Annotated in this window: 11 protein-coding genes; all 11 read right to left on the bottom strand. The window is 37.6% G+C overall.

Annotation, left to right across the window (positions count from 1 at the left end; all coding sequences use genetic code 11):
* Window position 1 precedes the first annotated feature (1 nt).
* Window positions 2-2,212, bottom strand: coding sequence for a RelA/SpoT family protein (locus LKL37_RS02840; RefSeq protein WP_431609091.1), 2,211 nt, complete (start codon window positions 2,210-2,212; stop codon window positions 2-4).
* Between the two features lie 109 nt (window positions 2,213-2,321).
* Complete coding sequence (locus LKL37_RS02845) at window positions 2,322-2,687, bottom strand: hypothetical protein (protein WP_431609092.1); 366 nt, start codon at window positions 2,685-2,687, stop codon at window positions 2,322-2,324.
* Window positions 2,688-3,045: 358 nt separating this feature from the next.
* On the bottom strand, window positions 3,046-4,953 hold the full coding sequence (gene acs / locus LKL37_RS02850) for an acetate--CoA ligase (protein ID WP_129036766.1): 1,908 nt from the start codon (window positions 4,951-4,953) through the stop codon (window positions 3,046-3,048).
* 61 nt (window positions 4,954-5,014) lie between these two features.
* The gene (locus LKL37_RS02855; protein ID WP_431609093.1) at window positions 5,015-6,901 is read right to left on the bottom strand and encodes an AMP-binding protein; all 1,887 of its coding nucleotides are present in this window, start codon (window positions 6,899-6,901) and stop codon (window positions 5,015-5,017) included.
* Window positions 6,902-6,997: 96 nt separating this feature from the next.
* Entirely contained in the window at window positions 6,998-7,357 is a 360-nt protein-coding gene (locus tag LKL37_RS02860; RefSeq protein ID WP_431609094.1) for a response regulator transcription factor, read from the bottom strand.
* Between the two features lie 9 nt (window positions 7,358-7,366).
* Complete coding sequence (locus LKL37_RS02865) at window positions 7,367-10,069, bottom strand: ATP-binding protein (protein WP_431610429.1); 2,703 nt, start codon at window positions 10,067-10,069, stop codon at window positions 7,367-7,369.
* Complete coding sequence (locus tag LKL37_RS02870) at window positions 10,062-10,256, bottom strand: hypothetical protein (protein WP_431609095.1); 195 nt, start codon at window positions 10,254-10,256, stop codon at window positions 10,062-10,064. The genes LKL37_RS02865 and LKL37_RS02870 overlap by 8 nt, the downstream gene beginning before the upstream one ends.
* A gap of 62 nt (window positions 10,257-10,318) precedes the next feature.
* Window positions 10,319-10,546 carry a DUF6814 family protein gene (locus tag LKL37_RS02875; RefSeq protein ID WP_047423321.1) on the bottom strand — a complete coding sequence of 76 codons (228 nt, stop codon included), beginning with the start codon at window positions 10,544-10,546 and terminating at the stop codon, window positions 10,319-10,321.
* A 43-nt stretch (window positions 10,547-10,589) separates the two neighbouring features.
* The gene (locus tag LKL37_RS02880; protein WP_431609096.1) at window positions 10,590-12,170 is read right to left on the bottom strand and encodes an MFS transporter; all 1,581 of its coding nucleotides are present in this window, start codon (window positions 12,168-12,170) and stop codon (window positions 10,590-10,592) included.
* A gap of 287 nt (window positions 12,171-12,457) precedes the next feature.
* A complete protein-coding gene (locus tag LKL37_RS02885; RefSeq protein WP_431609097.1) occupies window positions 12,458-13,837 on the bottom strand; it encodes a porin in 1,380 nt (459 codons plus the stop codon).
* Window positions 13,838-14,008: 171 nt separating this feature from the next.
* Window positions 14,009-14,425: a transposase gene (locus tag LKL37_RS02890; RefSeq protein WP_431609098.1), complete on the bottom strand. Its 417-nt coding sequence runs from the start codon at window positions 14,423-14,425 to the stop codon at window positions 14,009-14,011.
* Window positions 14,426-14,452: the final 27 nt, after the last annotated feature.

The following is a 14,452-nucleotide window of genomic DNA, read 5'->3' on the forward strand; positions in this document are numbered from 1 at the left end:
TTTACGATTGTAGTCGTCTCACTCTTGAAACACCATTAATACTTTTAAGTTTTTTAAAGGTCTCTTCCAGCTGGCCTTTATTTTTGACTTCGAGATTGATATTTCCTGTGAAAACACCATTGTTGGATTCAATAGACATACTCTTCATATCCATTCCCATACTTCCACTGATGACAGTTGTGATATCATTGATCATACCCATTCTGTCAAGCCCTTCAATCTCAATTTTCACTCTGTTTTTGAAGCTTTCTGCATTCACCCATTTGGCCGGGATGACACGGTAATCATACTGTGCTCTCAGATTGATGGCATTCGGACAGGTGTCACTGTGAACCTTAATTCCGTCTGAGATGGTGATGAATCCGAAAATTTTGTCTCCCGGAATCACTGTACAGCATTTTGCATAGCTGTAGTTCAGTTTTTCTTCATCTTTTCCAAAGACAATCATGTCAAGGTTCTCCTCTTTATGTTCCTCGAAATGCTGGCTCTTATTAGGTGATTTTCTGAATCTTGAAAGTAAATTATTGAATACGTTTTTACTTTCAATGTATTTTCTTAAGCTGCTTACGTCCAGTTCATTACTTTGGAATTTAAGAAAGAGTTCCTGTGAAGATTTTAAATTAAAAAACTTTTGAAGTTTATTAATTTCCTCATCATTAAAATTGATTTTCGCATGACGAAGTTTTCTCTGCAGAATTTCTTTTCCTTCCTCTACCAATTGGTTTTTCTGAGAATTCAGATAACTTTTGATCTTGGATTTGGCTTTCGAAGTCACTACGAATTCCAGCCAGTCGGATTTTGGTTTCTGATTCTGTGAGGAAAGAATATCGATCTGATCACCGTTTTGTAGGATATAGGAAATAGGAACCAGTTTTCCGTTGATTTTGGCTCCCAAACACTTCATTCCAAGATCGGAGTGTACGGAGAATGCAAAATCCAGTGCGGTAGCATTGGTTGGGAGAATTTTAATTTCCCCTTTTGGCGTAAAGACAAATACTTCTTTCGAATATAAGTTCAGTTTAATATTATCCAAAAGCTCCGAAGTGGAAAGATTCTGCTGCTGTTCCAGTACTTCACGGATCTCAGTTACCCATTTTTCAAAGTTCCTGTCATCAGAACTCTGTTTGTAACCTTCTTTGTATTTATAGTGAGCGGCAACCCCTTTTTCAGCAATTTCATCCATTCTTTCTGAACGGATCTGTACTTCAATCCATTTTCTGTCCGGTCCTAAAACCGTTAAGTGTAAACTTTCATATCCTGTAGAACGGGGCTGGGTAATCCAGTCACGCATTCTTGAAGGGTTGCTGTGATATACATCCGTAACGATAGAGTAAATCTTCCAGGCCAGGAATTTTTCATTTTTTGCATCCGATTTATAAATAATCCTGATGGCATAGTTATCAAAAACTTCTTCAAAGGAAACTCCCTGTTTCAGCATCTTTCTGTAAATGGAAGAGATGGCTTTTGCACGCCCTTTGATCTTAAAGTTTAAGCCTTCTTCACCAAGTCTTGCTGATACTTCTTTGGTAAATTCGTTAATATATCGCTCACGGTTTTCTTTGGCAAGTTCCAATTTTTCCGTGATCTCATTATATACTTCGGGGCTGTTATATTTTAAGGAAAGATCTTCAAGCTCAGATTTGATGTTGTACAATCCGAGACGGTGAGCCATCGGGGCATAGATATAAACCGTTTCAGAAGCGATTTTTTTCTGCTTGTCCGGAGCCATGCTTTCCAGCGTTCTCATATTATGAAGGCGGTCTGCAATTTTGATCAGAATAACCCTGAAATCCTCGGATAATGTTAATAATAGTTTCCTGTAATTTTCAGACTGTACAGAGATGTTCTGATGATTCATGATGGATATTTTTGTTAATCCATTCACGATACTGGCAATCTTTTCGCCGAAGATTTTTTTCAGATCTTCGTAGGTATAATCGGAGTCTTCAATCACATCGTGCAAAAGCGCGCAGGCAATAGAAGTTGCACCCAGACCAATCTCTGTGGCTACAATTTTAGCAACAGCAATAGGGTGGTAGATGTAAGGCTCTCCGGATTTTCTCCTTTGATCCTTGTGGGCATCCAGAGCAATGTCGAATGCCTTTCGGATGAGCTTATTATTTTCCTCATCCAACGTTCTGTATGTGTTAGAAATCAGATCCTTATACCTTGCAAGGATCTCCTTATTCTCTTGTTCTAAATCGTAACTCATTTGTGCGCATGCCTATAATAAGACGAAAATACGAAATTTTTTAGTTTTTTCAAAGATAAAAGATCCGCAGTATGCACTGCGGATCTCCGGCTATTAGATTTTATATCGATTAGAATTTCACTTCAGAATTCATACCGTCGCTTGACGTTTTGATTTTAATATCAGGGCTGTTCTGAATTTCAGCTCTGTTTCTTGCATCAATATACTTTTTAATAGTATCATAATTCGTTTCATTGATGTTCATATTTTCAAATAAATATGATTTCAATGCTGCATTCTGAATAAATGCATTCCGGGCAAGATCAATCTGATTGATATCATTTACGGTAACACTTGCCAGATATTGGGAATTATTAGAACCATTATTAAGGTATACAATGTAATCTGAATTTTCAAATCCTGAATTCTCCAGATCATTTTCCAGTTTTTTGTAGTCGCTGTGATGATCAAATAGTCCAGCTAATATATGTGACATAGTTAATTGGTTTTAAAGTTATGACTAAAGTTAGTAATAATTTTCCGATTATTATTATGTTTAAGGTAATATAATTTGTTAATTAATATTCTGTTTTCAATAGAAAATGATAATATGTAAGAATAATTGTTGAACATGTGTTTAATTTTAACAATTGAACAATCTGAGGTTTTTAAAATTGATATTTCAATATGTTGCTGATTCTGGGAAAAGTAGAGAAGTTTAAGGGTGTATAACTCTAATTTATCTTTGATGCTTCAAGGGTTTGATTCGAAATAAAATGGGTGACTTTAAAACAATAAAAAAAGCCCTGAAAATGACTTCCAGGGCTTCTATTGGTTAAAAAATTGATTAAATTTTAGATTCTTTCGTTTTTGATTTCCTCTACAATTTCAGGGTTTAAAAGAGTACTGATGTCTCCAAAATTACTGAAGTCACCTTCTGCAATTTTTCTAAGAATTCTACGCATGATCTTTCCAGAACGTGTTTTTGGAAGTCCGGAAACAAACTGTATCTTATCCAGTTTGGCAATCGGCCCGATCTGATCTGAAATCAGCTGGTTGATTTCTTTCTTCAGATTTTCCTTATCACGTCCTTCTCCGGTTTCTTTAAGTGTTACATAACCGTACAATGCATTTCCTTTGATATCATGAGGATAACCCACAATAGCAGATTCTGCAACAGCAGGGTGCTGGTTGATGCTGTCTTCGATAGGTGCAGTTCCCAGATTATGTCCGGAAACAATGATCACATCATCTACACGACCGGTAATTCTGTAATAACCAACCTCGTCTCTCAAAGCGCCATCACCTGTAAAATATTTTCCGGGGAAAGCTGTGAAATAAGTCTCCTTATATCTTTGGTGGTCACCCCAGATGGTTCTTGCAATTCCCGGCCATGGAAACCGGATGCAAAGATTTCCGGTCACCTGGTTTCCTGTAATTTCATTTCGTTTATCATCCATCAGAACTGGTTGTACACCTGGAAGTGGAAGAGTAGCATAAGTAGGTTTGGTTGGAGTTACAAAAGGAAGCGGTGAAATCATAATTCCTCCTGTTTCAGTCTGCCACCATGTATCTACAATCGGGCATTTTTTCTTTCCAACATGATCATTGAACCAATGCCATGCTTCATCATTGATAGGTTCACCTACAGAACCAATAACTTTCAAAGAGCTAAGATCATGTTTATCTACCCATTCTGTACTTTCTTTTGCTAAAGAACGGATGGCGGTAGGAGCGGTATAAAACTGAGTGATTTTATGTTTTTCAATCACTTCCCAGAAACGGTCTGGTTCAGGATAAGTAGGAACTCCTTCAAAAATTACAGTGGTAGCCCCATTCAATAAAGGTCCGTAAAGAATGTAAGAATGTCCTGTGATCCACCCGATATCTGCTGTACACCAGTAAATATCATTTTCCTTATAATTAAAGACATTTTTGAAGGTGTAAGCGGTATACACCATATAGCCAGCGCAGGTATGAAGCATTCCTTTAGGCTTTCCTGTAGATCCGGAAGTATATAAAATGAAAAGCGGATCTTCAGAATCCATAATGACAGTAACGAAATCAGGGGAAGCTTTCTCATACAGATCAGCCATCCAGTAATCTCGCCCTTCTTTCATGGTAATTTCGTTGTGGGTTCTCTTTACGACAAGAACTTTCTCAACAGTCGGCGTTTTTTCCAGTGCATCATCTACAATCGTTTTCAGGTCAAGAACTTTATTTCCCCGGTAGCTCCCGTCCGATGTGATAACCATTTTTGCCTCACAGTCATTCACTCTTGAAGCAACTGCAGAAGCAGAGAATCCAGCGAAAATGACAGAATGCACGGCTCCCAGTTTTGCACAGGCAAGCATGGTAATAGCTAGCTCAGGAATCATAGGAAGATAAATACAGACTCTATCTCCTTTTTCAATACCCATATCACGTAAAACATTAGCTGTTTTATTAACGCGTGTATAGAGTTCATTGTAAGAAATATGCTGTGCTTCTTCCTTAGGATCATTGGGTTCCCAGATGATCGCTGTTTTTTCTCCTCTTATGGTAAGGTGCCTGTCGATGCAGTTTTTGGTAATATTGAGTTTAGCATTTTTGAACCAGGTGATCTTCGCTTCATTCATATCGTACTTAACAACCTTGCTCCATCTTTGATACCACACGAAATTTTGATCTGCTACCTTATCCCAGAATTTTTTAGGATTTTTGATAGACTTTTTATAATCTTCAAAATACTGTGGTAAATCTTCTATTAAGTAATTTCTCATATCCCTTTCGTTTTTTGAAATTTGAATTTATTTTATTTTAAATTTATGTTTAATTTCTGGCTTAAGCCTTGTATTCCTTTATTTTTTCCTGAATTTCATCAATGATTTTCTCATCATCAATCGTAGATGGAATTTGGAAATCCTTCCCGTCAAGAAGCGTTCTGATCAGTTTTCTTAAAATCTTTCCGGATCTTGTTTTGGGTAAGCGTTTGACAACCATAACGTTTTTCAGAAATGCTACTGCTCCGATTTTATTGCGGACCATCTGAATAATATCTTTTTCAATCTCTTCTTCAGAAATAGTTGAACCGTTCTTTAAAACAACCGTGGCAAAAGGAACCTGTCCTTTCAAATCATCGTCAATACCTACCACAGCGCATTCTGCAACATCAGGATGTGAAGAAACAATTTCTTCCATTTCAGAGGTGGAGAGTCTGTGCCCTGCCACGTTGATCACATCATCCACTCTTCCTGTAATGAAAATATAGCCGTCTTCATCCTGAATGGCACCGTCTCCTGAAAAATAATAGCCTTTATATTGGGATAGATAGCTGTTTTCAAAGCGTTCATAGTCCTTCCAAATTCCAAGCATGGCACCCGGAGGGAGAGGAAGTTTGATCACGAGATAACCTTCATGATGAGGATCTAGTTCTAATCCGTTTTCATCAAAAATTTTAATATCATATCCCGGAACGGGTTTTCCTGCGGAAGCTCTTTTGATCTGATAGTTTTTATCATGAGTCAGCAGCCCAAGCATTGGCCAGCCGGATTCTGTCTGCCACCAGTGGTCTATGGCCGGAACACCGATGTGTTCTGCAAACCAGTCCAGAGTTGCAACATCACATCTTTCACCAGCCAGAAACTGCTTTTTGAAATGTGATAAATCGTATCTTTTTACCAGTTCTCCATTAGGATCTTCTTTTTTAATCGCCCTGATCGCAGTAGGTGCTGTAAACATCACCGAAACTTTATATTCTGAAATAATTCTCCAGAAAGTACCTGCGTCAGGAGTCATGATCGGTTTTCCTTCGAAAATTATCGTTGTATTTCTGTTGATTAATGGTCCGTACACGGAAAAACTATGTCCTACAGCCCATCCGAAGTCTGAAGCTGCCCAATATGTTTCTCCCGGTTCTACACCATAAAAATGGGTCATGGAGAATTGTAATGCAGTGGCATAGCCTCCGGTATCACGAACGATACCTTTAGGTTTTCCTGTTGTTCCTGATGTGTAAAGCAAATAAAGCGGATGGGTAGATTCTACAGAAATGCAGTCTGCCAGAGCGGATTTTTCTACCAATTCTTCATAATCAATCAACCCATCGAACATTTCATCCTGATTATCGACCAGTTTTCTGTTGTATACAATGATATTATCTACTTTATCCTGCGCCAGTTCAATCGCTTTTTCTACCAGTGGCAGATAAGGAATTCTTTTGGCAATTTCCACACCGGCTGTAGCAGTAATTAAAACTTTCGGCTTGCAGTCGTCAATTCTCACGACAAGCTCATGAGGCGCAAAACCTCCGAAAACCACATTATGAATAACCCCGATTCTTGCGCAGGCAAGCATAGCAAAAAGCGTCTGTGGAATCATTGGCATATAAATAACGGCCGTGTCTCCTTTATTTAATCCCAGAGAAACCAATCCTCCTGCCAGTTTGGCAACTTCCTCTTTCGCCTGATGGAAAGTATAAGTTTTCTTCTGATTGGTTACAGGGGAATCATAAACGATCGCCACCTGATCTCCGAAACCGTCTTCAATATGTTTGTCAATACACAAATAGCACATATTAAGCTTTCCGTCGGAAAACCATTGTGGGTAATTATTTTCGTCTTTAGAAAGGATTTGCTTGGGGAAATCAAACCACTTTATTCGTCCGGCCTGTTCTTTCCAGAAATCTTCCTTGCTTTCTATGCTTTGTTTAAATAATGTATCTGTTTCCATATCAAGGTTAATAGTAGTGTTTTAGTATTTGCACATGTCATTGCGAGCCGAAGGCGAAGCAATCTCTTTATGAATCTTAATGGTTTATTTTACATGTTAAAACATTTCCTCAATCTGCTGCATCAGCTTCTTGATAGAGTAGGGTTTTGTGATGTAGGCATCTGCTCCCATTTCCAATCCTTTTTCAATATCTCTGGGATTGTTTTTGGCACTCAGAAAAATAACTTTGGTGTCTTTCAGTTTTTCATCCTGTTTAATGAGGTCTAAAGTACTGTATCCATCAAGATTAGGCATCATAATATCGAGAAGGATTACGTCCGGAACCATTGTTTTCAGGAATTCAAGGACTTCTGTTCCGTCTCGGGCAATATAGACATCGTATCCGTTTTTCTTAAAACTGTATTCTAACGACATTAATATTTTATGTTCGTCATCCGCAATAATTATCTTTCTCATAAGAAGGTTTTAATGGTATTCAACTTCATTTGTAATCTCTTTTTTAGTTTTTCCGGGAATGCTTATGGTGAAAGTTACACCCAGTCCGCTGTTTTCTGCTTTTATATTTCCTCCGTGCGCCTGTACTATCTTTTTGGAAATGGCCAGTCCCAGTCCGCTTCCTGTAGGCTTTAAAATATTTTGATTTTTCGATTGATAAAATTTGTCGAAAATCATTTCCAGATCCTCTTCCGGAATATGTTTCCCGGTGTTGAAAATAGTGATGGTGAGCTGTCCGTCTTTTTCAAATAACTTGGTCTGGATTGTTCCCTGTTCTTCTGTGAATTTTAAGGCATTTCCCCAGATATTCTGAAACAGCTGAATCATTCTCGCTTCATCATATTCAAATATAAAATGATTCAGGAGATTAACTTCACTTAAATGAATATTTTTCTGCTGTATCAGATGAAGAAGCGGGTTTAGTGCTTTTTTATAAGTTTCAATAATAGTATTTTCCTGAATGTGTAAGGAGATTTCACCGTGTTGTAATTTGTCCAGATAAAGAATGTCATTGATAATTTCGCTCAATCTGTCAGATTCTGTAATGATGTTGTTTAAAAATTCCTGTTTGATGTCGAAAGGAATATCGTCATCATCGGCTAAAATTTCTCCGGCAGAGCGTATAGCAGTGATAGGGGTTCTCAGTTCGTGGGCAACAGAGTCAAGGAAGTCGTCTTTTTGACGATCTTTGACAATGAGGCTTTCGTTGGCGGTTCTTAAGTCATCAGAAAGTTTCTGCAGTTCCTCAGACTGTTCGGTAAGTTGCTTATTTAAGCTGATATTTTCCTGTGATTCTTCGAGGATATTCAAAACCTCCTTTAAAGATATTTTATCTTCTTTGGTGACACCTTCAATCAAAATTTTTGCTGAAGCGGTGCCGATTCTTCCTGCCAAAAGGTTCTCTGAAAATTTAATAAATCTTGAGTCTGCAGTTTCCGTTTTGGAGTCGATGTTATATTTTAAATTAAAAATTCGGAGTGCCTGCTCTGTTTTTTTTTTGCCTAAAAAACGTTCCAGAATATTCTGAATATCCGAAATGTAGGCTGTTCCGCGCCAGATGAAAGCATTTTCATGATTTTGAATATACTTGTCTATATCTACATACAGCTCAGCAAAGTTTCTTTCACGGTAATTGCCTTTAGAACTTACGGAAACAATAGTAAACAGGCTTGTATTTACGAGCATCGACCAGAAAAAGATCTGAGGAATTCTTTCCAGATAAGGGATGGTAAAAAAGCCGAAAGCGTCATACATTTCCCTGATTACTCCTTTAAACTCCTGATTGTATGAAAAATAGTACTGTGGAATAATCAGTCCGAAATAACAGATTACTAATCCAGCTAAAAGTCCTGTAACAGCGCCTTTATAACTTCCTCTTCTCCAAAATAAGGCACCGAAAAATGCAGGGGCCAATTGTGCAATCACCACAAATGAAATTAATCCTACAGAATCCAGTGAGGTTTTCAGAATGAAATATTTATAAAAGGCAAAAGCCATGATGATCAGAGCAAAAATGCTGAATTTTCTGATATTGGTAATACTTCTTGTATTTTTTTCTTCACTTTCAGATTTCAATTTTCCAAGCAATCCATATGGGATGATCAGGTTGTTGGAAAGCATGATAGATAAAGTGATTGCAGAAATAATAATCATGGAAATACATGAGCTTAATCCTCCAAGAAAAACAAGCACAGTGATCAAAGTATTATCAAAATGCTGTGGAATAAGGATAGAGTAGAACTCAGGATTTACTTTCTGTCCGTCAAAAATCAGCCTTCCTCCCCATGCAATCGGGAAAATAAAAATAGTAAAGATTAAAAGATAAAGCGGGAAAAACCATATGGCTGTTCTGATGTGTTTTTCTTGCCTGTTCTCAACAATTGCGGTGTGAAACTGTCTCGGTAAAATGCAGATCGCCGTAGCGGAAATCATGCAGAGAATCATCCAGTTCATAGCACCTTCAATCCCGTTGAATGTATTTTTTTCTTTAAAATCTTCAAACTTGCTGGCTTTCTCATAAATATCTGAGAATCCATCAAAGGCATAATAGATCACGAAAAGTCCGAGAATAATAATAAAGAATAGTTTTAAAAAGCTTTCCAGTGCAATGGCAGAAATAATACCCAAACGTTTTTCAGAAGCGTCCACATATCGGGTGCCATAATAAGAAGAAAATAAGGCGATTAAAACGACTACGAAAGTCGCATTATCAGTCAGAATATCTTTGGACATCGGTGTTTCCGTTACCAGGTGAAAGGTTTCGGAAATGGCTTTGATCTGCAGCCCAATATATGGAACGATTGCCAGAAGGCAGACTATGGTGATGATAGCACTCAGACTTCTGCTGTTACCATATCTCAATGAAATAAAATCGGCAAGGCTGCTTATTTTGTTAACTCTTGAAATCCTTACAATCCTGGTATTAATGTAAATCCATGCCGGAATAATCATAATAGGGCCAATGTAAATCGGAAGATAGTTTAGTCCGCTTGTCGCTGCCACACCAATGCTTCCATAGTATGTCCATGCTGTACAATATACTGCAAGAGACAAAGCATAAATGTAAGGATTGTTGATCCATAGTTTACTCCTTTTCTTCTCTGCCAGATGAGCAACTAAGAAAAGAAGAGCAAGGTAAAACAGAACAACAAAAAATAATGCGAAACTACTCATCATGTCTTTTTACAATTACAAAAGAAATCACAATGGAAATCATCCAGACCGCGAACAGGTAGATCAGAATCGTAGGATAGCCCAAAGCTTCCTTGTCACTGTTGAAAAGCAGTGAAATAGGAATGCTGAAAGCGATCATAAGACCTATGCTCAGTATAATAAGCTTTTGTTCGTGTCTTTTTTTCATAAATGATTTTTGATAAAAGATAATTGATGAATGACAGCATTCATCAATTATCCATATTGCTTTTAAATTTTATCGTCGGAATATTCTCCTTTTAAAGCATAATAACCGAAAATGGCCATTCCGCCTGAGATAATCGGCATCAGTACAAAAAGAATGATGATGCCAAAAACCAGATCTTCCTGTTTTCCGGAAGTGATTTTTGGGATTCCCAATACGGTAATTCCGAAATATCCTACAATCACCGCGATAGCGATCCAGAGAATGCCTAATATTTTTTTTAGTCCGTTCATTTTAGTTGTTTTAAAATTAATAAAAATTTGAGTGATTCAGTGCCTAATCGTGAAGATTATTGTTCTTATTTTTAAGATAAAATAATCCGATGATCAAACATACTGTGGCAACTCCAATCGGATACCACAGTCCTTCCAGATACCATGTCGCATGTCCCGCTTCTTTTCCGGTAGTTACCAGATAAGTTGCCACTGCCGGAAGAAGTCCTCCAAATACCCCATTTCCGATGTGATAAGGCAATGACATTGAGGTGTATCGGATTCTCACAGGGAACATTTCAACAAGGAACGCTGCGATAGGTCCGTATACCATCGTTACAAATATCACCTGAATGAATACAAGGAAGACCAGATACCATTTGGTGTTATCGCTTAATTTTAAACTTTGAGAAACTTTGGCTTCCTCAGCTTTTCCGTCTTTCATGACAACTCCTGCAGGCGACCAATGAACGATACTGTCTTTTTTGATTAAAGTTCCATCTGTATAAAGTGTTTCTTTGTGAAAAGTAACCAGGCTGTCTGTAGCAATCTCACTGTGGATTTTTGCAGTTCTTTTTTCTGTAATTCCATTGGGTGCAACCGTTTTATTTTCGAGGTTTACACTTTTGAACATACTGTCGTAAATAGGTCTGTAAGCTAAAATTGCAACCAGCATTCCCGTCATCATCACCGCTTTTCGCCCGATTTTATCAGACAGCCATCCGAAAAATACAAAGAAAGGAGTTCCTAAAAATAAAGCGGTAGCCATTAATGAATCCACCTGTGCAGATTCTACATTCATTACCTTTTGAAGAAAACTCATAGCATAGAACTGCCCTGTATACCAGATGACTCCTTGTCCCATCGCAGCCCCGAATAAAGCCAGTAAGACAAACTTAAAGTTGTATTTATTCCCAAAGCTTTCTTTTAAGGGGTTTTTGGATGTTTTCCCCTCACTTTTAGCTTTCGCAAAAAGAGGCGACTCCTTCATATTCTTTCTGATAATGTAAGATACAGCCACCATTAAAATAGAAATCCAGAAAGGAACTCTCCATCCCCAATTGTCAAATTCTTCTGCAGAAAGTGTTGTCTTGGTAATTAAAATAACGATTAATGAAATGAACAGGCCGGCTGTTGCGGTAGTCTGGATCCATGAAGTCCAGTATCCACGGCGATGAGGTTGGGCATATTCAGCTACATAAGTGGCAGCACCTCCGTATTCACCTCCTAAAGCAAGTCCCTGAAGTAGTCTCAAGATTAAAACTAAAACCGGAGCCATAAATCCAATGGTTTTATAACTTGGAATACATCCGATCAGGAAAGTAGAAAATCCCATGATCAGTAACGTAACAAGGAAAGTGTATTTTCTCCCGATAATATCTCCGAGTCTTCCGAAAAATAATGCTCCGAAAGGTCTTACAACAAATCCGGCAGCAAATGTTGCTAATGTAGATAAGAATGCTGCAGTAGGATTATCAGCAGGGAAAAACTTGGTTGCTAAAACAACGGCTAAACTTCCAAAAATATAGAAGTCATACCATTCTATCAATGTTCCGAGAGATGAGGCAGTGATCACGCTCCAGATGGTGCGGTTTTTCTGCCTGTCGGTCATATTTTCGTAGGTTTCGTGATGATTTTCGCTCATATAGATTAGTTTTTGATGTTATTGGAATAGGATTTTAATTTGATTTTTTTTGAACCATTAAGGACTTTATGATTAAGTTCAATGCTTTGGGGTTATTTCAAAAGTGTCATTCTGAATGAAATGAAATGTAATGAAGAATCTCATGTGTGTCTGGCTGTTAGTAAGATTCTTCCTTCGTCAGAAATCAAAGATTCGACGTAGTCAATGACAAGAGTCAAATTATTTGAATTTTGGGAACGTATCCTTAATTCATCTTACAATCTTTACTCTTCTTAATGGTTTAAACTTTACAAATAGATTTGAAACTGCACAATAAACTCCCCTTTAGAAGAAGGACTTTCCGTAGGACTTGTATAAACAGGTCTTGTTGAATATTGTGTTGTGATTTTAGCATGATGCCCATCTATGAACCAATTGGCTCCTACATCAAACTGTGAGGATGATTTATCAAAAGCCTCAAAACTTTTGTGGGTATAGGCTGCAAAAGGCTGTATTCTGATTTTTGGTTTTTCTGCCTGGCTGGGTAATAGTAAACCGGCCTGTGCGTAGATAATATTACCTGTTCCGATAGTAGGTTGCAGATTTCCTGCTCCTGCGATGGCTTTATTGCCGATAAAATTAGGATCAGATGCTCCAATGTTCATAGTTCCCAGATTTCTTACATAATTAGGTCCAAAGTTGTAGTTGTAATATCCGGCATATGCTGAAACGGCCATTTTGTTTTTTGCCTCACCCAAAGGAATATCGGCGAAAGCATCTACTGCAAAAAGAGTAATGTCGTGCTTTTCAATGTTGGAGTTCACAGAAGTTCTTGTTCCGTCTGCCTGGTGATAAAAACCGGCACCTACATTGAAAACTTTTTTCGTTCCAAGATAAGATCCCACTTTGAAAGGAAGTGTGTTGGATTCTTCGTCAAGGAACTGATATTCAATATATCCTGCTTTTGAGAAACTTGGATTTCCATTGTTGTCTACTGCTGCAGCTTTCGAAGGATCTGTTACGTTCACCGGGGTAAGATCCGTTGCGAAAGGCTTATTCAAGCTGAAACGATATTCTAGTTTACCATATTTTCCTTTTGCAAACATTCCCAGCTGTCTTGCAAACTGGTCTGAATTGTCAATTAACGGCCATGAGAAAACGGGAGAATCTAATGTTAGGAAATTAAGCGTAGAAGCCATAGTCATACGGGAAAGCCCCATGTAGTAATGAAGACCTGCTCCTAAAGTTAAACTGAATTTTCCTGCTTCTCCAGGTAAAATAACTGCATATTCATTCCAGGCATCATGGAAAAATAATTGGGTTTTCTTTCCGTTTCCATATCCTCCTGTTCCCGAAGTACCTGAGGCACCGCCATTGATGAAAGTCTGATTGTTAATTCCGAAATGGAGGAGGATCATGTATCTTTTAGAGATCTGTGCGTAAGTAAGAGCACGTAACCGTCTGTTTCCTAAGCTCCAGGAGTTGTCAGTAGGTTCGCCACCTACCATCGTTCCGGGGTTCATGGAAGTGTTTCTTAACCAAAACTGGTCCCACAAAATAAATCTGACGAATTTATCACCATTTTGATTGAGGTTTATCTTTAAGCCATTGCCATAATCAGGAGAGCCTTGTGAGTATACGGAACTGCTGATTAAAGCTAATCCAATGAATGTGAGTAATTTCTTCATAAATTATCAATTTTTGGCGTTGTTTTTTGTGAATGCCAAATTGTAATTAATAATTTATTTATGAAAATTTAATATATATTGGTGGTAATAGTATATTTTATATACAAATGAGATGTCAAATATATTATTTATCAGTCTGTTATATATTAATCTGCTATCTTCATTCCTTACTTATTTCTTAAACCTTTCCCATTTAATTAACATGTATTTATCAGCAAACTGAGTGATGATAATCCCGGAGTTTTTAATGTTTTCTTCCTGAGCGATATACTCAATGAGTTCACTCTGCTTTAATATTTTATAGACAGGATGGAATTCAGAATGAGGAGGTCTGGTGATATTGTATTTTTTGATCCATGAACTTATGGTAACGTGTGAAACGCCGATAATTCTTTCAATTTCACGGTAGCTTAGACCCTCCAGGTAAAGCTGAAGTGCTTTGGTGACATAGTAATCATCAATTTGTTTTCCAAGTTTCTTAACGGTAAAATAATAATTGCAGTCTTTGCAGTGGAAGCGCTGTTTCTCATTGATAATACCGCTTTTTACCACTTTGGTACTCTTGCATTTAGGACAAGTGTTTTCCATAACTATATTATTTTAGCAAATATATAA

The sequence above is a fragment of the Chryseobacterium sp. 'Rf worker isolate 10' genome (genome assembly GCF_050753305.1).
Lineage (GTDB): Bacteria > Bacteroidota > Bacteroidia > Flavobacteriales > Weeksellaceae > Chryseobacterium.

Bases quoted from the DNA above. Each gene is read 5' to 3' on its own strand.
- LKL37_RS02840 (WP_431609091.1), bottom strand. From the start codon at position 2,212: ATGAGTTACGATTTAGAACAAGAGAATAAGGAGATCCTTGCAAGGTAT.
- LKL37_RS02845 (WP_431609092.1), bottom strand. From the start codon at position 2,687: ATGTCACATATATTAGCTGGACTATTTGATCATCACAGCGACTACAAA.
- acs (WP_129036766.1), bottom strand. From the start codon at position 4,953: ATGAGAAATTACTTAATAGAAGATTTACCACAGTATTTTGAAGATTAT.
- LKL37_RS02855 (WP_431609093.1), bottom strand. From the start codon at position 6,901: ATGGAAACAGATACATTATTTAAACAAAGCATAGAAAGCAAGGAAGAT.
- LKL37_RS02860 (WP_431609094.1), bottom strand. From the start codon at position 7,357: ATGAGAAAGATAATTATTGCGGATGACGAACATAAAATATTAATGTCG.
- LKL37_RS02865 (WP_431610429.1), bottom strand. From the start codon at position 10,069: ATGAGTAGTTTCGCATTATTTTTTGTTGTTCTGTTTTACCTTGCTCTT.
- LKL37_RS02870 (WP_431609095.1), bottom strand. From the start codon at position 10,256: ATGAAAAAAAGACACGAACAAAAGCTTATTATACTGAGCATAGGTCTT.
- LKL37_RS02875 (WP_047423321.1), bottom strand. From the start codon at position 10,546: ATGAACGGACTAAAAAAAATATTAGGCATTCTCTGGATCGCTATCGCG.
- LKL37_RS02880 (WP_431609096.1), bottom strand. From the start codon at position 12,170: ATGAGCGAAAATCATCACGAAACCTACGAAAATATGACCGACAGGCAG.
- LKL37_RS02885 (WP_431609097.1), bottom strand. From the start codon at position 13,837: ATGAAGAAATTACTCACATTCATTGGATTAGCTTTAATCAGCAGTTCC.
- LKL37_RS02890 (WP_431609098.1), bottom strand. From the start codon at position 14,425: ATGGAAAACACTTGTCCTAAATGCAAGAGTACCAAAGTGGTAAAAAGC.